This window comes from Xanthomonas phaseoli pv. dieffenbachiae, assembly GCF_008639345.1.
Lineage (GTDB): Bacteria > Pseudomonadota > Gammaproteobacteria > Xanthomonadales > Xanthomonadaceae > Xanthomonas > Xanthomonas phaseoli.
This window is the reverse complement of sequence record NZ_CP041380.1, coordinates 24,506-48,243: the sequence shown is the minus strand read 5'-3', so window position 1 is coordinate 48,243 and position 23,738 is coordinate 24,506. Positions and strand designations below refer to the sequence as shown.

Below are 23,738 nucleotides of genomic sequence, written 5' to 3'. Positions count from 1 at the left end.
CAACAACGTGGCCCACGAGCATGGCCCCGCCGGTGTGCATGCCGAGTCAGCGGACTCAGCCCACCGCGAGTTGCTGCACATGCGCGCGTGGCGCGCCATCGCCCAGCCACAGCATGGCCACGCTGATCGGCAGGCTGAAGCGACGCGGCCCGGCGCTGCCGGGATTGAGGTACAGCACCCCATCGTGCATGCGCACCAACGGCTTGTGCGAATGGCCGCTGATGACGACGTCGGCCTGCACCTGCGGTGCCAGCGTCTTCAGATCGTGCAGCACATGGATGCGCACGCCCTCGATCTGCAGATCCAGCGTCTGCGGTAAACCCCTCGCCCACGGCTTGTCGTCGATATTGCCTGCGATGGCGTGCAGCGGTGCCAGTGCCCGCAACGCCTCAAGCACCTGTGGCGTGCCCACATCGCCGGCATGGATGATCTGCGTGCAGCCCTCGAGCGCGGCAAGCGCCTGGGGCCGGAGCAGGCCGTGCGTATCGGAGATCACACCGATTCGCGCGCCGGTGCCCGTCTCGCCGTCACCGCGTTTGGGCATGATCATCAAGACGACCTGCTGCCGGATGTGTTGCTGTGCGGTTGTCGGCCTGCAGGGATCGATGCCATCGCAACCGAGTGGGAGCACAGCAATGCAAGCGATGCCAGCGCATGACCTACCCCGTCGAGGAGAGCCGGATGCATGACGCAGCTGCCGCCCACCACCGGGCCAGTAGCCCGATGGTAGGCGCAGGCGGCATCAGCCATACGGCGTCAGCACGATGGCGCCCAGCGGTGGCAACAACAGCGGCAGCGACTGTGCGTGCCCGTGCATGGATTGCTGCTCGGCCGTCACGCTGCCGCCGTTGCCCAGGTTGCTGCCGCCGTAGAGGCCGGCGTCGCTGTTGAACACCTCGCGCCACTGGCCGCCTTGGGGCACGCCGATGCGGTAGCCGTGCTGCACGACCGGGGTGAAGTTGATCACCACCAGCACCGGTGCGTCGCCGCGTTTGCCTTTGCGCAGGAACGCCACCACGCTGTTGCCGGCATCGTCGCCTACTACCCAGGCGAACCCGGACGGATCGTCGTCGTGCGCCTGCAGCGCCGGGTATTGCACATACAGCCGGTTCAAATCGCGCACCAGCGTCTGCACACCACGATGGCGCGGGTCGTCGAGCAAGTGCCACGGCAGGCCGGCGTCGTGGTTCCATTCGGTGGGCTGGCCGAATTCGCAGCCCATGAACAGCAACTTACGCCCCGGGTGGGTGAACATGAAACCCAGGTAGGCACGCAGGTTGGCGAAGCGCTGCCAGTCGTCGCCCGGCATGCGGCCCAGCAACGAACCCTTGCCGTGCACTACTTCGTCGTGCGAGATCGGCAGCACAAAGCGCTCCGAATACGCATAGACCATGCTGAAAGTCAGCTCGCCGTGGTGGTAGCGGCGATAGATCGGATCCAGCCCGGCGTAATGCAGGGTGTCGTGCATCCAGCCCATGTTCCACTTGTAGTGGAAGCCCAGGCCGCCGTGCGCCACGTCGGCGGTGACACCGGGAAAGGCCGTGGATTCCTCGGCAATCATCACCGCACCCGGGGTGTGCTCGCGCACCACCGCGTTGAGCCGGCGCAGGAACGCGATGGTCTCGTAGTTCTCGCGCCCGCCGTGGATGTTGGGTATCCACTCGCCGGCATTGCGGCTGTAGTCGCGGTACAGCATCGAGGCCACCGCATCCACGCGCAGGCCATCGACGTGATAGCGCTGCAGAAATTCCATCGCACTGGCGATCAGGAATCCGGACACCTCGCGGCGGCCGTGGTTGTAGATCAGCGTATTCCAGTCGCGGTGGAAGCCTTCGCGCGGGTCGGCGTGTTCGTACAGCGCGGTGCCATCGAAGTGCGCCAGGCCATGCGCGTCGGTCGGAAAGTGTGCCGGCACCCAATCGACGATCACGCCGATGCCTTCGCGATGGCAGCGGTCGACAAAGCGCGCAAACCCATCGGGCGTACCGAAGCGCGCGGTCGGCGCGAACAGACCCAAGGGCTGATAGCCCCAGGAGCCGCCGAACGGATGCTCGCTCACCGGCATCAACTCGACATGGGTAAAGCCCATATCGGCCACGTACGGAATCAGGCGGTCGGCCAGGCCATCCCAATCCAGATCCACATCCGCTTCGCGCAACCACGAGCCGGCGTGGATCTCGTAGATGCTCATCGGCGCGTCGTGGGCCTGGCGGCGCGCACGCGTGGCCATCCAGCCGTCATCGCTCCACTGATGCGGCGTGGGATCGGCCACGATGGACGCCGTGCCCGGCGCAAGCTCCGCGCGGCGTGCTACCGGGTCGGCCTTGGCCGGCAGTTCGTGCCCGTGCGGGCCGCGCAGCTGGTACTTGTAATGCGCGCCGGGGCCAACGTCGGGCACGAACAACTCCCACACGCCGGCCTGGTGCCGCAGCCGCATCGGATGGCGCCGCGCGTCCCAGCTATTGAAGTCGCCCACCACCGCCACGCGCGAGGCATTCGGTGCCCAGATGGCAAAGCGCGTGCCGCGCACGCCGTCCACTTCCACCACGTTGGCGCCCAATGCGTCCGCCAGTTGCAGATGGTGGCCTTCGCTGATCAGGTGCAGGTCGAAATCGCTGAGCTGCGGGCCGAACGCGTAGGGGTCGGCGGTTTCCTGCTCGCCACCGGGCCAGCCGATGCGCAGCCGATATCCGCCCTGGGCCGGCAACTCGCCGGCGAACAGGCCCGGCTCCGGGCCGGCATCCAGCGCGATCACCTGCCCGTCGTCGAGCACCGCACTGACGCGGTCGGCGCCGGGGAGATAGGTGCGCAACACCCGCCCGTTGTCGGACGGGTGTGCGCCCAAGACGGCAAACGCATCGCCGTGGCGCGCCTCTGCCAGGGCGCGTACCACGCCGGAATCCCATCGATTGCTCACTGCTGTCATTACTCCACTCATCATGTGTCTCCTGCACCGGCGCGTGCGCGTTGCAGGATGCGTCGCAAGCCTTCGATCGGCACCATCAACCAGCCAGGACGATTGGCCGCTTCATAACGCACTTCGTAGCAAGCCTTCTCCACCAGGAACAGCAAGGTGGCTGCATTGAACGCCGCCGGCGCAATCCACGGATGGGCGCTGGCGTCGAGCACGGCATGGTAAGCGTCCAGGAAGGCTTGTGTGGAGCGGCGGCGGAATTGCACCAGGAATTCGTCCAGATGCGTGTCCACCCCGACCCCCGCGCGGGCGGCGGTGCCCTCCTCGCCCCGTGCCGATACTTCGCTGGCGTAATCGAGCGAGCGCAGGAAGCCGGCCACATCGCGCAGCGGGCTGGCCTTGGCGCGGCGTTCGGCCAGCGGCTTGGCCGGCTCGCCTTCGAAGTCGATCAGCACCACATCGTCGAAAGCCACCAGGATCTGGCCCAGGTGGAAATCGCCATGCACGCGCGTAAGCAGGGAATCGGCCAGCACGCTCGGCGCCTTCGCGAGCAAGGCATCCAGCTGCGGGCGCTGCGCCAGCACCGCTTCCAGCGCCTCGCGTTCGGCACTGTCTTCGCTGCCGGACAGGCGTGCATTGACGGTGTCCCACATCTCCTCGACCTGGCGTCCCACCCCGGCCACCACATCGTTGGCGGTGGGCAGGTCGATGCGTTGCGGCGCGAAGTCGGCATCGTCGGTGGCGCGCGACAGCGCTTCGTGCAACTCGGCCAGGCGCTTGCCGACCACCGCGGCGAAGGCGTCGTAGCCGGCGACCGCTTCGGCGCGCGCTTCGTCGGTCTGCGCGGTGGCGTATTCGTCGAAGCTGCGCGCCAAATGGTCCAGCGTCCAGCGCCAGGCATCGCCCTGGTTGCGGATGAAGCCCTGCAACAACGCGATGGTGGTGACGGTGCCCTGCCCGTCGATGCGGCTGACGCTGCCCAGCAGCGGCGCGGCATTGGCGTAGCCCATCTCGGTCAGGCGGCGGCCGATCTCGATCTCCGGGTTCGCGCCCACGGCCACATGCCGCAGCAGCTTGAACACGGCCTTGTCGGCGACCACCAGCGAGCTGTTGCTTTGTTCGGCCGACAACCAGCGGATTTCCGGATCTTGCGGGATGTCCAGCGTTGCCAGTGCCGGGGTGGCTTCGAAGCAGACCTGCCCCTGTTGCGAGGCATCGTCGCCATCGCAGAAATCCAGCGCTGCGTTGCTGCGCAGCGCATCGATCACGCCGCGCACCATGGGCTTGAGCGCAAACGCATCGGTGAGATACCCCACCTCGCGGCCCTGGCGCACACGCGCCAGCGCCAGCCGCTCGGCCAACGTGCTCGGCTGCTCGCGCTCCCACACGATGCCCACCGGCAGCATGTAGCGCTCGTGGCGGCCGTCTTCCAGCTCTACCTCCAGCTCCAGCAGCGTCATCGGCTCATCGCCCGGCAGCGGCGTACGGCGCGCGATGCGCACGCTGCGCAGCGCCTGGTCCTTGGCCGAGAACCAACGCCGTGCCGATAGCCAGGCCGGCAGGATCTCCCCTTCCAGGGTGGGCAGATGCGGCAGCAGTGCAGCGCTTTCGTCGGCATCGCTGCGCAGCACCAGCGTGCGGTAATCCGGCAGCGGTACCGGGCTGGGAACATGCCAGTCCGGCAGCGTGCCTTCGCTCACCAGCTGGAAGGCATAGAACCCGAACGGCGGCACCGTCAGCAAATAGGTCAGCCGTCCGATCGGCGGGAAGCTGCCGCCACCGATGATGTCCACCGGCACGCGGCCTTCGAACTCGGACAGATCCAGCTCCACCGCCTGCAGCGTGTGCGAGAGGTTGGCCACGCACAGCACGGTTTCGTCCTGATAGCAGCGCAGGTAGGCCAGCATGCGGCGGTTGCCCGGGTACAGGAAGCGCAGGCTGCCGCGGCCGAAGGCCTGGTAGCGCTTGCGCACGCTGAGCACGCGGCGGGTCCAGGTGAGCAGCGAATGCTGGTCGCGGATCTGCGCTTCCACGTTCACCGCCTGGAAGCCGTACAGCGGATCCATCACCGGTGGCAGCACCAGCTGCGCCGGGTCGGCGCGCGAGAAACCGCCGTTGCGATCGATCGACCATTGCATCGGCGTGCGCACGCCGTCGCGGTCGCCCAGATGGATGTTGTCGCCCATGCCGATCTCGTCGCCGTAATACAGCACCGGCGTGCCGGGCATGGTCAGCAGCAACGAGGTCATCAGCTCGATGCGGCGGCGGTCGCGCTCCAGCAACGGTGCCAGGCGGCGACGAATCCCTAAGTTGATGCGGGCGCGGCGGTCGGCGGCATAGGTCTGCCACAGGTAGTCGCGCTCCGAATCGGTGACCATTTCCAGCGTCAACTCGTCGTGGTTGCGCAGGAAGATCGCCCACTGGCAGCTCTCCGGAATCTCCGGGGTCTGGCGCATGATGTCGGTGATGGGGAAACGGTCTTCGCGCGCGATGGCCATGTACATGCGCGGCATCAGCGGGAAGTGGAACGCCATATGGCATTCGTCGGCGTTCTGGCCGAAGTATTGCTGGGTGTCTTCCGGCCACATGTTGGCTTCTGCCAGCAGCATGCGGTCCGGGTATTCGGCATCCAGCGTGGCGCGGATCTTGCGCAGGATCGCGTGGGTTTCGGGCAGGTTTTCGTTGGAGGTGCCCGGGCGCTCGATCAGATATGGCACCGCATCCAGGCGCAGGCCATCCACGCCGCGATCCAGCCAGAAACGCATCACTTCCAGCACCGCTTCCAACACCGCTGGATTATCGAAATTCAGGTCCGGCTGGTGCGAGTAGAAGCGGTGCCAGAAGTACTGCCCGGCCACCGGGTCCCAGGTCCAGTTGGATTTCTCGGTATCGCAGAAGATGATCCGCGTGCCTTCGTATTGCTGGTCGGTGTCCGACCACACGTAGAAGTCGCGCTCGGGCGAACCGGCCGGCGCATTGCGCGCGCGCTGGAACCAGGGATGCTGGTCGGAGGTGTGGTTGATCACCAGCTCGGTCACGATACGGATGCCGCGCGCATGCGCCTGCGCCACCAGCTGCTCGAAATCTTCGATGCTGCCGTAGTCCGGATGCACCGCCATGTATTCGGCGATATCGTAACCGTCATCGCGGCGCGGGCTGGGATAGAACGGCAGCAACCAGATGGTGTCCACGCCAAGTTCGGCGATGTAATCCAGCTTGGAGATCAGCCCCGGAAAATCGCCGATGCCATCGTCGTTGGAGTCGAAGAACGACTTGACGTGCACCTGGTAGATGATCGCGTCCTTGTACCAACGCTGGTCGGCAACCACCGCAGACTGCTCTGCGTCGGCTTGTAACGATGCCACTGCATTCATGCGACCTCTCCTGCGCGGATGCGCCATAACGCGAACGGTCGCGTTGCCTCTAGACGGATGTGTTGGTACTTGCCGTGCCACTCAAAGCGGTGCCCGTCCCACAGATCGTCCACGGCAACGCTGGCGTGATCGGGCAGGCCCAGCTCCCACAATGGGATTTCGATATCGGCGTCCTGCCCGGCATGCGGGTCCAGATTGATCGCCACCAGCACCATGCTGCGGCTGCGCGACAGGTAACCCGCATCCAAAAACTTGCCGTAGTACAGCACTTGGTCGTTGTGCGCCTGGTAGAAGCGCGTGCCCAGGTGCGACTGCAGTTCCGGATGCATGCGGCGTAGCTGGTTCAAGCGGGTGATCTCATCGACGATGTCGCCGGGCGCCCGTTCAGGCCACGCGCGCAGCTGGAATTTCTCCGAGTCCAGGTACTCTTCCTTGCCCGGCGCCAGCGGCGTGGCTTCGCAGAGCTCGAAGCCCTGATACATGCCCCATAACCCTGAAAGCGTGGTGGCCAGCGCGGCGCGGATCAGATGGCCGTTGCGCCCACTGGTCTGCAGGAACAGCGGATTGATGTCCGGCGTGTTGACGAAAAAGTGCGGGCGGAAACATTCGCGCGGCACGCCCTCGTTCAACTCTTCCACGTAGGCCTGCAGCTCGTGCTTGTGGTTGCGCCAGGTGAAGTAGGTATAGGACTGCGAAAAGCCGCACTTGGCCAGCCGGTACATCATCTTTGGCCGCGTGAACGCTTCGGAGAGGAACACCACATCCGGGCGCCGGCCGCGCACATCGGCAATCAACCATTCCCAGAACGGGAACGGCTTGGTATGCGGGTTGTCGACCCGGAACAGCGTGACGCCTTCGTTGACCCAGAACAGCACCGCGTCGCGCAGCGTGTTCCACAGGTCCGGCACGGCGCCGCTGGCGTAGAAGTCGACGTTGACGATGTCCTGGTATTTCTTGGGCGGGTTCTCTGCGTACGGAATCGAGCCATCCGCGCGCCAGGTGAACCAGTCCTTGTGCTCCTTCAACCACGGGTGGTCGGGCGCGCACTGGATCGCGAAATCCAGCGCCACTTCCAGGCCCTGCGCGCGCGCGGCCTGGATCAACCGGCGAAAGCCCGCCAACCCACCAAGTTCGGCATGCACCTCGGTATGCCCGCCATCGCTGGCACCAATCGCATACGGGCTGCCGGGCTCGCCTACCACCGCCGTGACCGAGTTGTTGCGGCCCTTGCGGTTGTTCAGGCCGATCGGATGGATCGGCGGCATGTACAGCACGTCGAAGTTCATCGCGCGGATGTGCGGCAGCCGCTTGATGACGTCGTCGAACGTGCCATGCCGGCTGACATTGCCACTTTGCGAACGCGGAAACAGTTCGTACCAACTGGCAAAGTGCGCCGCGCGACGCTCCAATTCCACCCGGAAGGTGACCGGGTATTCCGAGCGGAACGGCTTGTCGTCGGCCAGCGCCATCGCCTGCGCGGTGTCCGGCTCCAGCACGATGGCCAGCTGCTGCAAGGGTTCGCTCTGCGCACCGATACGGGTCAGCACTGCCTGCAGGCGCTCGGCCAGCGCACCGTCGCTGCGCGCCTGTGCGGCCTGCACGGCCGCAATCGCTTCCTGCACATCGACCGGTAATACCGTGTTGGCAGCGCGTTTCTTTTCCAGATCCGCGTGCAGGGTGGCGAAGACATCGCGCCAGGCTTCCACGCGGAATTCGTAGGTGCCGATGCGTTCCAGCGGAAACTCCGCACGCCAGCGGTCGTTGCCCAACGCACGCATAGGCGCACTGGCCCAGGCCTTGGCATCGGCCGGACGCCACAGCACCGCCACCGCAATGCGGTCGTGTCCATCGCAGAACGCGTCGGCTTCAACACAGATGCGGTCGCCCACCGTGCGCTTGACCGGAAAACGGCCGTTATCCACCGATGGCGTCACCGACTCGATGCACACGCGTGGCCAGGTGCCGGCGGCCTGCGCACGCGGGCGCATGCGCGGCACTGCCAGCACATGGCGCGCCGGCACGCTGCGGTACACGCGTACTTCGCCCGGCTCCAGCGCTTCCAGCGTAGCCCCGGACAAGGTGCGGCCATCTTCGGCCACCAAGGCTTCGGCATCGCCGAGCAGCCGCAACAGGTCTGAGGCCGGCACCGGCACCACATGCCGGGTGTCGCCATTGATCAATAACAAGGAGGGCAAGCCGCCCAGTGGCTCGATCGCCACCGCGGTGAGCCCGGTCGCCTCACGCAGCAACGGGCGCAACCGCATGCCCGCATTGCTGGTCGGCAGGCCATCGGTGGCACGGATCGACGATGGCAATGCCGCCAGGTGCGCGTCGTCCAGCAACCATGCCCCGCCCAATGCCAGCGCCAGTTGCCAATGCTGCTCGGGCGCCGCGGCGCGCTTGCCATCGGGCGCATCCAGCACCGCGACGACCTGCGCGGCCAGCGCGCGCAGTGCGCTGTCTTCGTCGAAGAACCAGCTGCCACGGCCATCCCACCAGGCAAGCGACGAAAACGCCGCATCGAACCCGGCACCGGCCAGCTGCTGTAATGCGTCCAGCCCCAGGCCTGGGGTCCACGCGGCAAACACCACGTCCGGCGCCTGCGCGTGCACGCGCGCAATCAACTCGCGCCAGCGCTGTACCGGGACCTGCTGCGGCTGCAACAGGCGGAAGCCACCGACGCCCTGGCTCACCCACTCCAACAGGCGCGCGCTCCACCACTCCACCAGCGCCGCACCTTCCTGCGCATAGGCAAAGCGGGCTTCGGCCACCTCCGGCGTCGCACGCGGCTGACGCGGGTCCGGGACCGTGGTGCTGCGCGCGCGGAACCACTGCGGGTTATCGCGTACCACCGCACTGGCACCGCCCACTTCGTCCAGGCGCACATCGATCAACAACCTGACGCCCGCGTGGCGCGCCGCCTGCGCTGCCTCGTGCAGGCGCTGCGCCTGCGTCTGCGCACCGGCCGCCGGCTCGATCAAACGTCCGTCGGCATCGCGCTCGAAGGGTGCGGCCATCACCACGTAATCGCAGCCGGCCTCACGCGCCGCCACGCAGCGCCGCTCCAGCCCGGTGGAGTCCTTCAGTGCTTCATTGAGAACACAGATGCGCATGGTGCCCCCGCTAGCGAATAACGGCGCGCAGGGGCACCGTTACAGGTGGAGCCAGCGCAAGCTTGCCGTCTAGCAGTGGTGCAAGCCCTTGCTCGCCACTCGCCGCGCCATTACCTATCCGTACCGAACCTTGCCGTATTGACGCCTGCCGGCACGCTGCCCGATCGCCCCTACCACCCGTGACTGCACTCATGCGCAACTCCGCAACGATTCTTGACCCATGCAGTCAAGCACCCCCCCTGCGAATTTCATGTGTCGGTGGAATTGACGAAAATCAAACAAGCGCGGCTGTGGTGTGTCAGCGGGGCATCAAAGCGCCGCTAGCCTGCGCACGCGCCACGGCGTGACAAGCGCCACCGTAAGCAGGTCGTGCAAGCTGCGCACTGGTGTAGAGGAAGCAAGTGGATGCAGATCACATTGCGAGCTCAGCGATGTGTCTTAGGGCGCGCTGCAGCCAACACGTCCACATGCGACGTGAGCCATAGGGCAACCTCCTTGGCCAGCGAGCGACGACAGAGACGTTGTAAGCGGCACAGTGCTGTCGCGTGGGCTGACGCCAATCGACTCAACCAGCCATTACGTACACAGGAAGCCACGACGCCGAGGCGCTGCACGCTAAGCGTTCATTGCAAGACCCCACCATCTTCGAAGCTCAGTTTTCGCCCGCTGCTTCCACAGTTGGAGCCATTATTAGTCGCTGCGCTAAAAACAGGTGTATTCCCATGATTTTTTTAAATAGTGTTTTATTTATTTAAAACTTCGATTGTTTTGAAATCAATCCACGGAAATTTTTAAAACTTGGTCGAATTTGATGCTCCCCCCGAGACATACATCCTCTGCCGGTCATGTCTGGACACGGTGCTTTTCTGGCCGGCACGTAGGGGTTCTCCCTACAGTCATAGCAGGCTCGGCCCATTAAAATATCGTTAGGGGCGACGCGTCGGCGTCGGTGATAGCGGTTACCGGTCAGGCGGTCATTTGCAAATGGATATTGGCATAAAAGGAAAGGTGCGCTTGCGCGCCACGTGGTGTGCTGTGCTTATCGCAGGCGCCACACAGCAGGTCTCCGCTCAACAGATCACCGACCCTGCGGCGCAAGAACTCTTGCGCCAGCAAGAACGTGAGCGCGTCTTGCGTGAACAACAGGAAGCGCGGCCGGATGTGCGCCTCGAACGCGCCGCTGACGACGGCACCGAACGCCTGCCCAAGACCGAAGCGCCCTGCTTCTTGATCGAGCGCATCGTGCTCGTTGGTCCCGATGCGGACGACTTTCGCTGGGCCTTGACCTCGGCCAGCACCAAGGATGATCCGGCAACCGGGCGCTGCCTCGGGACCGACGGCATCAATCTGGTGATGAAACGAGTGCAGAACGCGGTGATTGCACGCGGCTATGTCACCACGCGGGTACTGGCGGCACCGCAGGACCTCACCGGCGGCACCCTGACGCTGTCGCTCGTGCCCGGACGTCTGCACACCGCGCGCTTCAGCGCGCCTGACTCAGCGCGGGCCGCGATTGCCAATGCAGTGCCAGCACGTCCTGGTGAGCTGCTCAACCTGCGCGACATCGAGCAAGGTCTGGAAAACTTTCAGCGCGTGCCGACCGTCACCGCAGATATCCAGATTGCACCCGCCGAAGGGAGCGGCACAGGACCGGGCGAAAGCGATCTGGCCATCGCCTGGCAGCAGCGTTCACGCATCCGGGCCAGTCTGAGCCTGGACGATGCCGGCAGCGATGCGACCGGCCAACTGCAGGCCAACGGTACGCTCTCGCTGGACAATCCGCTCGGCCTCAACGAGTTGTTCTACGTCAGTCTCGGCAAAGGCGTGTTCAATGCCGCCGGCAAGGACACCGACAGCTGGACCGTGCACTACGACGTTCCATACGGCTATTGGTTGTTCGGCGCAACTGCAAGTTCCTACGATTACAGCCAAGCCGTTGCCGGTGCCATCGAGACCTACGACTACAGCGGCCGTAGTCGCAATGCAGAAGCGCGCATCGACCGCCTGCTGTTCCGCAACGCGGCCATCAAGTTCGGGGCCTATGGCCGAGGTTGGTGGCGGCAGTCGACCAGCGCAATCGACGACACCGAGATCGAGGTGCAACGGCGGCGCACCGCCGGTTGGGAGCTGGGCCTGAACCATCGCCAGTTTTTCGGCAAGGTCACGTTCGATGCCAGCCTGGCCTATCGGCGCGGTACCGGTGCATTCGACGCCTTGCGCGCCCCGGAAGAACTCGCACACGCGTTCGATCCGTCGATCCCGCTGGAGGGCACCTCACGTATCAAGCTCATCGTGGCCGATGCGCAGGTGGTGATGCCGTTTCAGATCGGCAACCAGCGCCTGCGCTATAGCGCGTCCTGGCGCGCGCAATGGAACCGCACACCGATGGCACCGCAGGATCGCTTCGCGATCGGTGGGCGCTTCACCGTGCGTGGTTTCGATGGCGAGGCGACCTTGAGCGGCGATCGCGGTTGGTCGCTTCGCAATGACCTGGGCCTGGCAGTCGGCGGCGGGCTGGAAGCGTATCTAGGTGCCGATTACGGGCACATCGGCGGTCAATCCACGCGCTTTCAGGCCGGCGATCACCTGGCCGGCATCAGTCTGGGCCTGCGCGGTGGTTGGCAGCATTTCTCGATGGACACCTTCCTAGGGTCCGCACTCGAAAAGCCTGCCAATTTCCCGACCGACTACACCACCGTCGGCTTCAGCCTGTCCTGGCGTTATTAAACATCCACAAGGATTAGTGACATGAATCGCGTCTACCGTCTGGTCTTCAATCGCGCATTGCGCGTCTGGCAAGTGGCGTCGGAGCTGGTACGTGCTCCAGGTGGCAGTACAGGTGCCAGCACTCCTCGCGCGCATCACGCCAGCATCGCACCGCTGCGCTTTGCCATGCTCTGCGCGCTCGGCTGTGTCAGCCTGGTTCACGTCGCGCAGGCGCAGTCGGCTGGGCGCATCGTCGGCGATCCCGCTGCGCCCGGAAGCGAACGCCCGACGGTCATGACCGCGCCCAATGGGGTGCCGCTGGTCAACATCACCACGCCCTCTGCCGCAGGCGTCTCGCGCAACCGCTACTCGCAGTTCGATGTGGGCCGCGAAGGCGCGATTCTCAATAACGCCCGCAGTCAGACCCAGACCCAATTGGGCGGCTGGGTGCAGGGCAATCCGTGGCTGGCCACCGGCGGCGCGCGGGTCATCCTCAACGAGGTCAATGGACCGGCCAGTCGACTCAATGGCTATGTCGAAGTCGCCGGCCAACGCGCCGAGGTCATCATCGCCAATCCCGCCGGCATCCAGGTCGATGGCGGCGGGTTCCTCAACGCCAGCCGGGTGACGCTGACCACCGGCACGCCGCTCCTGTCCAACGGCGCGCTGGAAGGTTATCGGGTCAATGGCGGCGCTATCCAGGTTGCTGGTGCTGGCCTGGATACCAGCGGTGCGGACTACACCGATCTGATCACCCGCTCGCTGCAGGTGAATGCCGGCATCTGGGCCAACCAGCTGCAGGCAAGTCTCGGTAACAATGTGGTCAGTGCAGACCAGTCTCGTGTCACCCCGCAAGCGGCCAGCGGCCCGGCACCCACGTTCGCACTGGATGTTGGCGCACTCGGCGGCATGTTCGCCAACAAGATCTGGCTGGTCGGCAATGAGAATGGCGTCGGCGTGCGCAACGCCGGCATCATCGGCGCGCGCGCCGGCGAGTTGGTGGTCACCGTCGACGGACGGCTTGAAAACACCGGCACATTGCAATCGCAGCAGGACACCCGTGTCGCAGCCACTGCCGGCATCGCCAATGCCGGCACGCTCAGTGCCACGCGCGAGCTGCGTGTCAGCACGGCGGCCGATCTGGACAACCGTGGCGGTACCTTGAATGCGCAGCGGTTGCAGATCGATGCGGCAACGGCACGCAATCAGGGCGGTAGCATCGAGCAGACCGGTCTCCAGGCGCTGGGCGTGACTGCTGGCAGCGTCACCAACCGCGCAGATGGCAGCCTCGGTGCGGTCGCAACTGCACCGACCAGTGGTGGAACGTCACCCGGAACAGGCGGCAACACCGGAAACGGAACGCCCGATAACAACGGTAGCAATGGAGGAAGTGGCACCATCACGACTCCTTCAAACAGCCAGGCTCCAGTAGTCGCACCGCTGGCGGCTGGCGCGCTGACGATCGCAGGTCTTCTGGACAACGATGGCGGCCGCATCAATGCGGGCGGCGATGTGTCGCTGTCGGCAGCCGATGGCCTGGACAACAGCGGCGGCCGGCTTGGCGTGACCGCCCTGAGCGCACGCGGCGATCTGCTCAACCGTGCCGGTACGCTCACTGTCTATGGCGATGCAGATCTGCAGCTGGGCGCACTGGTGAACGATGCCGGCCGCCTCAGCGTAGCAAACGCATTGCGGCTGGAGACGCAGTCGTTGAGCAATCGCAGTGGCGAGTTGCGTCATGGCGGGGTTGGCACGCTGGCCATGCAGGTACGTGGCCTACTGGACAACACGCAAGGCGTGCTCGCCAGCAATGCCGCAGCACTGCAACTCGATGCGCAGAGTGTCGTCAACGCGGCCGGCCACATCGAGCACGCAGGCATGCAAGGGCTGACACTGGCTGCGCAGGACTGGTCCGGCGCCGGTGGCAGTATCGCCACCCTGGGTGCGCTCACCTGGCGCGCGGGTACGGTGGATCATCGCAATGCAGCAGTGAGCACCACGCAACTGACCTTGCAGGCCGACACCTTCGATAATCGCGGCGGCGCACTGCTATCGACCGGGCCGCAGGTCGCCGCGCTGCAGGTTGCCGGCCGTCTGGACAATGGCGATAACGGAAGCATCGGCAGCAATGGCGACCTGGCCCTGCGCGCCGGCACGCTCGGCAATGCAGTCGGCCAGATTCAACACGCCGGCACCGGCCTGCTGAGCATCGCTGCCGACGCGCTGGAAGGACGCGCTGGCCGCCTGATCAGCAACGGCGGGTTGACGGTGACAGGCGGCAACATCGATCTTGCCGCAGGCAGCACCTCTGCACAGCAGATCCGCATCGACGCCGATGCGCTCAGCACGGCCGGCGGCAGCCTCGTCTCTCAGGGCAATCAGGCGTTGCAGTTGAGCGTACGCGATCACCTGGACAACCGTGCCGGCAGCCTTGCAGGCAATGCCGGCGTCACCATCGACGCAGGGTCGTTTGGCAATCAGGGCGGCTCGGTCCTGGCTGCAGGTAGCCAAGCCGCAAGCGTGACCGTGGGCGGCCCCCTGGACAACAGCGCCGGCACGATCTCCGGCAATGCAGCAGTCCTGCTGCAGGCTGGCAGCCTGCTCAATCGCGGCGGAAAGATTCTCGCCGCCAATGGCGCGGCACTGCAGGTGCGTGCAGCCGCACTCTTGGACAACAGCCAGGGTGGCCGCCTCGCGACCAGCGGTGACCTCACCGTCAGCGCATCCACACTGGATAACCGTGCTGGCGCCATCGAGCATGCCGGCAGCGGCACGCTGACCGTGACGGCCGATGCGCTGCAAGGCGCCGGCGGCAAGGTGCTCAGCCTGGGCAACGTGCAGCTACGCGGCGGCGCGCTCGATCTGGGCCCGGGCAGCGCCATGCAGGCGCAGCGCATCGACATCAACGCGGATAGTTTGCGTACCGCCGGCGGCATTCTGAGCGCCACCGGCAACGACGTCATGAATCTGCATGTGACCGGTGCATTGGATAACGACGGCGGCACCATCGCCGGTAATGGCGCTCTCGCGTTGCAAGCAGGCGCCCTCTCCAACCGCACCGGTACGCTCAGTGCCGCCGGCACCGCCGACAGCCGTCTCGATGTCACCGGGCAACTGGACAATACCGGTGGCCGCATCGCCAGCAACGGCGCGACGTTGCACGTTGGCGCAGGCCACCTCATCAACCAGCAAGGCACGCTCAGCCACTCCGGCACGCAAGGCATGGACATCGTCGCCGGCCGTGTGGATGGCAGCAAAGGCACCATCGCCAGCAGCGGTGCTCTGTCCTTGACGGCAACCGATGTCGACCACCGCGAAGCGACCGTCGGCGCCGATCGCGTGGATCTACAGGTGCAAACACTGGACAACCGCGGCGGGCGCATTGTCGCCAGCGGCACCGGCGCCAGCAGTGTCCAGGCCAACGTGCTGAACAACGCAGGCGGCACACTCGCCGGCAATGGCGACCTGTTGCTGAGCAGCACCTTGCTCGACAACACGCTAGGCACCATCCAGCACGCGGGCATCGGGCAGGTGCAGATCGCCGCGCAGACATTCGCCGGCACTGGCGGCAAGATCGTCAGCAACGGCACGCTGCGCGTGACCGGGCAGAACACCGACCTGACCGATGCCAACACCTCGGCACGCACCATCATGGTCGCCACCGGCAACCTCACCACGGCGGGCGGACAACTGTCGGCCAGTGGAGACCAACTGCTCAAACTCGATGTCTCCGGCACGCTGAACAACAGCAGCGGCACCATTGGCGGCAACGGGCTGCTGGCGCTTGGCGCGCAAAATGTCATCAACGCCCAAGGCACGCTGCAGGCTGCCGGTAACGGGCAGTCGTCGCTGACCATTGCGCAGGCGCTGCAGAATCAGCAAGGCAAGATCCTGCTTGGCGGCGACGGCCGCATCGCTGCCGCCAGCGTCAACAATCAGGCCGGCACCTTGCATGCGGCCGGTGGCGTCTTGCAGCTGGACGTGGATGGCGTACTCGACAACCGCACGCAAGGTGTCGTGTCCAGCGCAGGACGGCTTGAGGTGGAGGCCGGCACGCTCGACAACACGGCAGGCACCGTCGTCGCAGGCACCGACCTCACGGTGGTCACCGACACCGCCATCGGCAACACCAATGGCACCATCCAGGCCACCAATGCCTTGCGTCTGGAAAGCACCGGTCTGTCCAACCGCGCCGGCAATATCATCGGCGGTAACGTCGTGGTCGACACGCGCGCACAGCAGCTGGACAACACCAGCGGCACCATTGGCAGCCAAGTCGGCACACTCGAGGTGCGCAGCGGAGCGCTCAATAACGCAGGCGGGCGACTGCAGTCGAAGGCCGCATTGCTGCTGCAGACCAACGGGCAATCCATCACCAACACCGGTTCAGGTGCCAATGGCGGCATCCTGGCGGCTGGACGCCTGCAGGTGGACGGTGGTGCGCTGGACAACCGTGGCGGCGCGGTGTTCGCTCAGGGCGATGCACGCATTGCTGTCAGTAGCGTCGATAACAGCGGCGCAGGTGCGCTGAGTGCAGCGGGCAACCTTGCCCTCACGGCGGCGGCGCTGAACAACGCAGGCGGCCGGGTGCAGGGCGGCCAGGCCGTCGACCTCACGTTGGGGGGGGCGCTCGACAATCAAGCCGGTCTGGTCGCTGCCGGCGGCCTGTTGACCTTGAACGCATCCAGCGTGGACAACCGCAACACGCGCAACAGCGCAAACCCGCTTGGTCTGCAAGCGGGCCAGCTGCAACTGCAAACGCAGGCGCTGGACAACCGTCAGGGACAAGTCGTCACCGATGGCGCAGGCACTCTGCAGGTGACCACTTCGCTCAATAATACCGGCGGGCAGATCTCCTCTGGCGGCAGCCTGGACATGCGTGCCGATGCCGTTGCCAATACCGCCGGGCTGCTGCGCTCGGACGGCAGCCAGCACCTGACCGCGCGCAACCTGAGCGGCGATGGCCAGCTGCAGTCGCAGAGCAACCTCACCCTGACCCTGCGCGAAGGGCTGACCAACACCGGCGAAATGATCGCCAATGGCACCCTCGCCATCTATACCGACGGCGACATCGCCAATCAAGGCATCCTGCGTGCTGGCAACATTGATTTGGCTGCGCGCAACGTCGACAACGCCGTTAGCGGGCAGATCACCAGCCAGGGCACGACCCATATCGTCACCGGCGGCCAGCTGGTCAACCGCGGCCTGATCGACGGTGGCCTCACCCATCTGCAGGCAGCAACGCTGGACAACGTGGGCACCGGGCGCATCTACGGCGACCACGTTGCGATCGCCGCGGGCAACTTGCTCAACCGTGCCGAAACCATCTCCGGCGTCACCCGTGTTGCCACCGTGGCGGCACGCGAGCGCTTGGACCTGGGTGTCGGCCAGCTCAGCAATACCGATCGCGGCTTGATCTACAGCGATGGCGACGCTGCCATCGGTGGCACGCTGGATGGCAATCGCCTGGCCACCGGCATCGCGCGCCAGATCGACAACCTCGGCTCCACCATCGAGGTAGCCGGCGATCTCGATCTACACGCCACCACCATCAACAACATCCGCCAGAACGTCGTGGTCACCCAGACCACCACCACATTGGCACCAGTGCGCCTGGATCAGCCGACCTGGCGCAACAATGGCGCGAACGACACGTCCAATATTCGCTCCACCAGCAACTACGGCGCCACCGAGGTGTACTACCTCAACCCCCAGGATATTCTGGAGGACACACCCTACATCACCCCGGATGGCTACCAGGTGCGGCGCGCGGTCATTCGCGTCACCCCGCAGACCAGCGCGTATTTCTTCGCACGCGGCGGTCTGTATCGAGCCACGGGCGAGCGGTCGCGGTTGAATTCCCAATCAGGCACGCTGACCATTTACTACACCGGCCGCCAGGACAACCAGGCAAATCCAGACCAGGTGACCGTCGGCGCGGACGATCCGTTCCGCGAGTTGTCGCAAATCGAACCCGGCTCACCCGCGTTCCGTTACACAAGCGACACGCTCAACTACTCCAACGCCTATGGCACCTGCACCACCAACTGCGTGCAGTTGATGGCGCAGTTCGCCTATACCGACCCAGATCACATCCTGATGAATCCGCAGGGCACCGGCGGCGGCAGGCTGGGCGACAACGAACGCTATCGCATGGCCACCCGCACCGTGGTCGAAGACGTGTTGCAAGCCGGCGCGGGTCCTGAAGCCGTGATCCATGCCGGCGGTGCAATGCGTATCGGCACCGATGTCTTGCGTAACGAATACGCGCGCATCGCGGCCGGCGGCGACCTGGGCATCAGCGGGCTGACGCGCACTGCCGATGTGACCAACCTGGCCTACACGTTGTTCCGGACGCACAGCTTCAGCAACGTGACCACGGCCTACAACGGCACCACGCGCAGCTGGAGCAACCCGTCGATCTCCGAGCAGATCGGCCAGGTGGGTGGCGCGATTACCAGTGGCGGCACGCTGACCATCGATGTCGGCGACCTGAGCAACCTCAATCAGGGTCGCGATGCGCCCAACGTGCAGGATGGCGCGGCGGTGGCCAACCTCAACCTGCACGGACCACAGACAGCACCAGGCGGTTCCGGTACCGGCAATGTGCGCGGCCCGGGCAGCGTCGCGGCCAATGCGGCCGATCGCGCACTTGCTGCGGTGACATCAACGGCCAGCGGCGGCAGTTCCGGCGCGGTTGGCAACGTCGCCAACAATGGCCCGGTCGGCGGCACACGTGTGGTCACTGCCGCCGGCGGCTCGCCGGATCGGATTGTCATGGGCACACCCGATACACGCGCGCCCACCGGCAGTCTGTTTACCGTCAGGCCATCTGGCGGCACCTATCTGGTCGAAACCGACCCGCAGTTCACCGACTACCGCAGCTGGTTGGGCTCGGACTATCTGCTCAACCAGATGGGCTACTCCGCCGATAGCCTGCAAAAACGTTTAGGCGATGGCTACTACGAGCAGAAGCTGGTGCGCGAGCAGATCGGCCAGCTCACCGGCCGGCGCTTCCTTGAGAGCTATAAGAGCGACGAAGCCCAGTACCAGGCATTGCTGGATGCCGGCGCTACCATCGGTAAGGCCTGGAATCTACGCCCCGGCGTTGCATTGACCGATGCGCAGATGGCCCAGCTCACCAGCGACATCGTCTGGCTGGTGGAGCAGACCGTCACCCTACCCGATGGCACCACCACCACCGCGCTCGTGCCGCAGGTCTATCTACGTTTGCGTCCCGGCGATCTGGAGGCCGGCGGCGCATTGCTGGCTGGCGCCAATGTCGATGTCACCCTGGCCGGTGGCCTGAAGAACACCGGCACCATTGCCGGCCGCCAGCTGGTGTCTATCGACGCCGGCCGCATCGAGCACCTGGGCGGCAGCATCAGCGGCAACCAGGTAGGGCTGCGCTCGGCCAGCGACATCCGCATCGAAGGGGCCACCGTCACCGCCGTGGATGCGCTGAGCGTGCAGGCCGTTGGCGATGTCACCGTCGCCTCCACCGTGGAAACGCTGCAAGGCGACGGCTTCCACCAGTACAGCACCACCCAGCTCGAGCGCGTCGCCGGCCTGTATGTCACCGGCGCCAACGGCAGCGGCGTGTTGTCGGTGGTGGCGGGCCGCGACGTTAATTTGCAGGCCGCGCAGATTCGCAATGCCGGCACCGATGGCGTGACCCAGCTGGTGGCCGGCAACAACCTCAACGTCGGCACGCAGACGCTCTCGCGCAGCACCAACACCACCGCCAACGACCGCAATTTCCAGCGCAGCAGCGAGACTACCCACGTTGGCACCATCATCCAGGGCGCCGGCAACGTGGTGCTGGCGGCAGGCAACGACCTGAATCTAACGGCCGCGCAGGTGGGCGCAGGCAAGGCCATGGCCTTGCAGGCCGGGCGCGACATCAACAGCATCGCGGCCGTGGATAGCAGCTCGCAGGAGCGCAGCACCGTCACCAAGAGCAATTCGCTGGCTGCGTCGAGCATGGACGAGACCGTACGCGGCACCCAGCTCGGTGCCGGCGACAACATCGTCATGCAGGCTGGCCGCGACCTGACGCTGGCGTCCACCGCAGTCGCCAGCCAGACCGGCGGCATCGCCCTGGCGGCAGGCAACGACATCAAGTTGCTGGCTACGCAGGAGCAGCATGATGCGGTGGTGGATAAGGAAACCCGCAAGAAGAGCGCGCTGTCCGGCAAGACTGTCACCACCCACGACGAAACCCACGACAGCCTGGCGGTCACCAGTTCGCTCAGTGGCGAGAGCGTGCGTATCGCCGCCGGCAACGACCTGCTCTCCCAAGGAACGCAGATTGTCGGCACCGGTGATGTGGTGCTGGCAGCGGGCAACAACCTGACCCTTGAGACAGCGCAGAGCACGCACAGCGAGGCGCACGACAAGAAGACGGTCAAGACCGGGCTGTTCGGCAGCGGCGGCATCGGTTTCACTATCGGCAAGCAGACGGTCAAGACCGAGGCCGATATCGACGATGTGAGCCATACCGGCACCACGCTCGGCAGCCTTGAGGGCAACGTCACCCTGGTCGCCGGCAACACACTGGCGATCACCGGTAGCGATGTGATGGCGCTGCAGGGCGACATCACCGCCAAGGCCAAGGACATCGCCATTACCGAAGTGCATGACACCTCGAGCAGCGAGCAGCGGACCGCGTTCAAGCAAGGCGGCTTGTCGGTGACGTTGAGCGCAGCCGCGCTCAATCTAGCCCAAGCGGCGGTCAACAGTGGCGAGGCTGGCAAGAAGGCCGAGGGCGACACGCGTATGCAGGCCCTGGCTGGTGCGTCTGCCGCTTACAGCGCCTACGGTGCAGGCCAAGCCGCCAGTAGCGTCATGAACGCCGACACCGCCAAGGGAGCTGCGCAAGCAGCCAATGTCAGCATCGCGGTCACCGTCGGCGGCAGCCAGAGCGAGAGCGAGACCAAGCAGCGCAGCGCCACCTCCAAGGGCTCCACCCTGCAGGCCGGCGGCAACGTCAACCTGATCGCTACCGGCGGGGGCGAAGACAGCAACATCCTGGTGCGCGGCAGCGACATCAAGGCTGGCAACAACCTGCTGTTGGCTGCGGACAACAACATCACGTTAGAAGCGGCGCAGGACACCTTCGAGCAACACAGCACGAGCAAGAGCAAGAGTGCGGCCGTTGGCGTGGCGATCACCTATGGCGCAGACGGCTTTGCCGCCGGCGTGACCGCCAGTGCCAGCGGATCGCGCGGCAAGGCCGATGGCGAGGACATCACCCAGCGCAACAGCCACCTGTCGGCCGGCAATACCGCCACCCTCATCAGCGGCAACGACACCAACCTGAAAGGCGCGGTGCTCTCGGCCAGCACCGTGCTGGCTGACATCGGCGGCGACCTCAACATCGAGAGCCTGCAGGACACCAGCACCTACGCCAGCAAGGACAAGGCGGTGGGTGGCAGCGTGACCTTCGGGGTGGGCTTCAGTGCCAGCGCCAGCTACAGCAGCAACAAGGTCAACGGCGACTTCGCCAGCGTCACCGAGCAAAGCGGCATCCAGGCCGGCGATGGCGGCTTCAACATCCGCGTGGGCGGCAACACCGACCTGAAGGGCGGCGTGATCGCCAGCACCCAGGCGGCGGTGGATGCCGGCGTCAATCGCCTACAGACCGGCACGCTGACGGTGAGCGACATTACCAACACCAGCAGCTACGAAGCCAAGGGCATCAGCCTCTCGGGTGGATACGCTGCCGGCGGTAGCAAGGACGGAGCCAAAACCGAGACTCAAACGTCACCAACGACCAACAACGGCAGCAACTGGTCCTGGCAAAACCAGGGCAGCGGCGCGCAAGGTGCGGCCGCCGGCTACTCCAGCAAGAGCGGCAGCGAGACTTCGCTCACCACCAGCGGCATCAGCGGCGGCACGCTGGTCATCACCGACCAGGCCGGCCAGCAGGCCAAGACCGGCCAGAGCGTCAGCGATGTGCTGGTGGCACTCAACCGCGATGTGCTCACTGGCGATAGCGCCAACGGCCTGGTGAAGGGCTGGGACGGGCAGAAGCTGCAACAACAAGTCAGTGCCGGGGCGGAGATCACGGCGACGTTTGGGCAGCAGGCCAGTAAGTTCGTGGGTGATTACGCCACCACCAAAGCCAATCAACTGCGCCTGCAGGGCAAGGAAGAGGAAGCGGCCAAATGGGACGAAGGCGGGGAGTACCGTGTGGCCGCGCACACGGCGATCGGCCTGCTGGGCGGCGGCGTGCAAGGTGCGCTGGGCTCAGCCACGGCCGCGACGGCCGCGCCCATGCTCAACGAACTGACCAAGAACCTGCCCGATGGCGTGCGTGAAGCGGTGGGTGCGGGTCTTGCGGCAGGGCTGGGTGCTGTCACTGGCGGCGGAGCAGGTGCGGCGACGGCGTTTAATGCCGATACCAATAATCGGCAGTTGCACCCGTCCGAGGTGAAGTTCTTAAGGAGCGATGAAGTCGTCAAAAAATATATCGACTACATGGCGGAGAACGGCCTCGTTCTCACCGAAGAAGAAGCGCGCGTCAGACTGAATCGATTTGCTGCATCGAAAGAAGACGAGAACTGGGCTGCGCTGAACGGCACAGATGCTCTTACCGAAGCGTTCCTGGTCAAAGGGTCTGAAGGGCGTTATTACACAGATTCGATGGGGGATCGTCATGCATTCTTTCAAAGTACTGACAAAGAATGGAAGGATCCTACGGTCAATTTAAATGCGCTTTACGGTTCCCGGTTCGACCCGTCGATAAAGAACTATCTGGATGATATTCGAAGCGCTGATCATGCACCAAATCAGAAAAATCAGGAGTTGCAATATTTAGGGAAGAAGCTTGGATATGACGCTGCTGATAAGCAAGCCAGCTTCGGGGGTGACATCACTTCCATTGGGAAAGGAATGCTTTTGGGCATAGGTTCTATTGCTTTTAGTGGGTACAGCGATCAGATAGGCCCCCTTGATGAGCTCGCGCTCAAGAATAACTATCAACTTTTGCTGAAAGATCAAGGACGCTGGGCGGAAGCCGGCTATGTCGAGGGCCTTGATTGGGCGACGACTCAACGCCTGATGTGGGCGGGCATTGCTGTTGGAGAAGCGGGAGAATTGGTCGGAAGCCAACTTACAAATATCATCCGCAATTCAATAAAAACAGCGGCTACAGAAAGTAGAGTATACCCAAGGTTGTCAGCCGCCTCCGTGGATGCAGATAGTGAGGCTGGACTCGGGCAAGCAAGGGGGGGCACCTTGCTAGGTGAGCCTGAATTACCGCCGCCCAATGCGTCACCTGATCACGTACGCTCAATCAATCGTCAGAATGAGGCGGCTAGAGGACTTGCTGAAGCAGGCTACAATGTTGAGCAGCTGCCAAATAATAAGAAAAATCAGGCCAATCCCGATTTAATGTTAAACGGCGAGCTTGCGGACGTTTATTCTCCTAGAACCAATAGCCCTATATCTGTCATAAAGACTTTGACACAAGAAGTTGGGGATCAAGCAAATGTTATTGTTGTGAATCTTGCCGACTCCCCTTTGACTCTTGACCAACTTGGTGATGCATTAAAATCAAGTCCCGTAAAAGGATTGAATAAGGTGTATATTATGAAAGATAAGCAATTTAAGATATTGGAGTTTTGA

6 protein-coding genes are annotated in these 23,738 nt (G+C 64.5%); 2 read left to right on the top strand and 4 right to left on the bottom strand.

The window, feature by feature from the left end; all coding sequences use genetic code 11:
- Positions 1-55 precede the first annotated feature (55 nt).
- The 4 genes from FLG15_RS00165 to FLG15_RS00150 all read right to left on the bottom strand — a co-directional run bounded on the left by FLG15_RS00165 (position 56) and on the right by FLG15_RS00150 (position 9,401).
- Positions 56-550 (bottom strand): metallophosphoesterase family protein, encoded by a 495-nt coding sequence (locus FLG15_RS00165; RefSeq protein WP_057678722.1) that lies wholly within the window; start codon positions 548-550, stop codon positions 56-58.
- Between the two features lie 192 nt (positions 551-742).
- Complete coding sequence (gene glgB / locus FLG15_RS00160; RefSeq protein ID WP_057678723.1) at positions 743-2,926, bottom strand: 1,4-alpha-glucan branching protein GlgB; 2,184 nt, start codon at positions 2,924-2,926, stop codon at positions 743-745.
- A gap of 11 nt (positions 2,927-2,937) precedes the next feature.
- Positions 2,938-6,288 carry a maltose alpha-D-glucosyltransferase gene (gene treS, locus FLG15_RS00155; RefSeq protein WP_057678724.1) on the bottom strand — a complete coding sequence of 1,117 codons (3,351 nt, stop codon included), beginning with the start codon at positions 6,286-6,288 and terminating at the stop codon, positions 2,938-2,940.
- Positions 6,285-9,401, bottom strand: a complete 3,117-nt coding sequence (locus FLG15_RS00150) for a maltotransferase domain-containing protein (RefSeq protein ID WP_057678725.1) — start codon at positions 9,399-9,401, stop codon at positions 6,285-6,287. The genes treS and FLG15_RS00150 overlap by 4 nt, the downstream gene beginning before the upstream one ends.
- Positions 9,402-10,385: 984 nt before the next feature.
- Here FLG15_RS00150 and FLG15_RS00140 point away from each other — a divergent pair.
- Positions 10,386-12,128, top strand: a complete 1,743-nt coding sequence (locus FLG15_RS00140; RefSeq protein WP_150145280.1) for a ShlB/FhaC/HecB family hemolysin secretion/activation protein — start codon at positions 10,386-10,388, stop codon at positions 12,126-12,128.
- A 21-nt stretch (positions 12,129-12,149) separates the two neighbouring features.
- A complete protein-coding gene (locus FLG15_RS00135) occupies positions 12,150-23,738 on the top strand; it encodes a hemagglutinin repeat-containing protein (RefSeq protein WP_150145277.1) in 11,589 nt (3,862 codons plus the stop codon).

Coding starts and splice junctions, on each gene's coding strand:
- FLG15_RS00165 (WP_057678722.1), bottom strand. CDS start 550: ATGATCATGCCCAAACGCGGTGACGGCGAGACGGGCACCGGCGCGCGA.
- glgB (WP_057678723.1), bottom strand. CDS start 2,926: ATGACAGCAGTGAGCAATCGATGGGATTCCGGCGTGGTACGCGCCCTG.
- treS (WP_057678724.1), bottom strand. CDS start 6,288: ATGAATGCAGTGGCATCGTTACAAGCCGACGCAGAGCAGTCTGCGGTG.
- FLG15_RS00150 (WP_057678725.1), bottom strand. CDS start 9,401: ATGCGCATCTGTGTTCTCAATGAAGCACTGAAGGACTCCACCGGGCTG.
- FLG15_RS00140 (WP_150145280.1), top strand. CDS start 10,386: ATGGATATTGGCATAAAAGGAAAGGTGCGCTTGCGCGCCACGTGGTGT.
- FLG15_RS00135 (WP_150145277.1), top strand. CDS start 12,150: ATGAATCGCGTCTACCGTCTGGTCTTCAATCGCGCATTGCGCGTCTGG.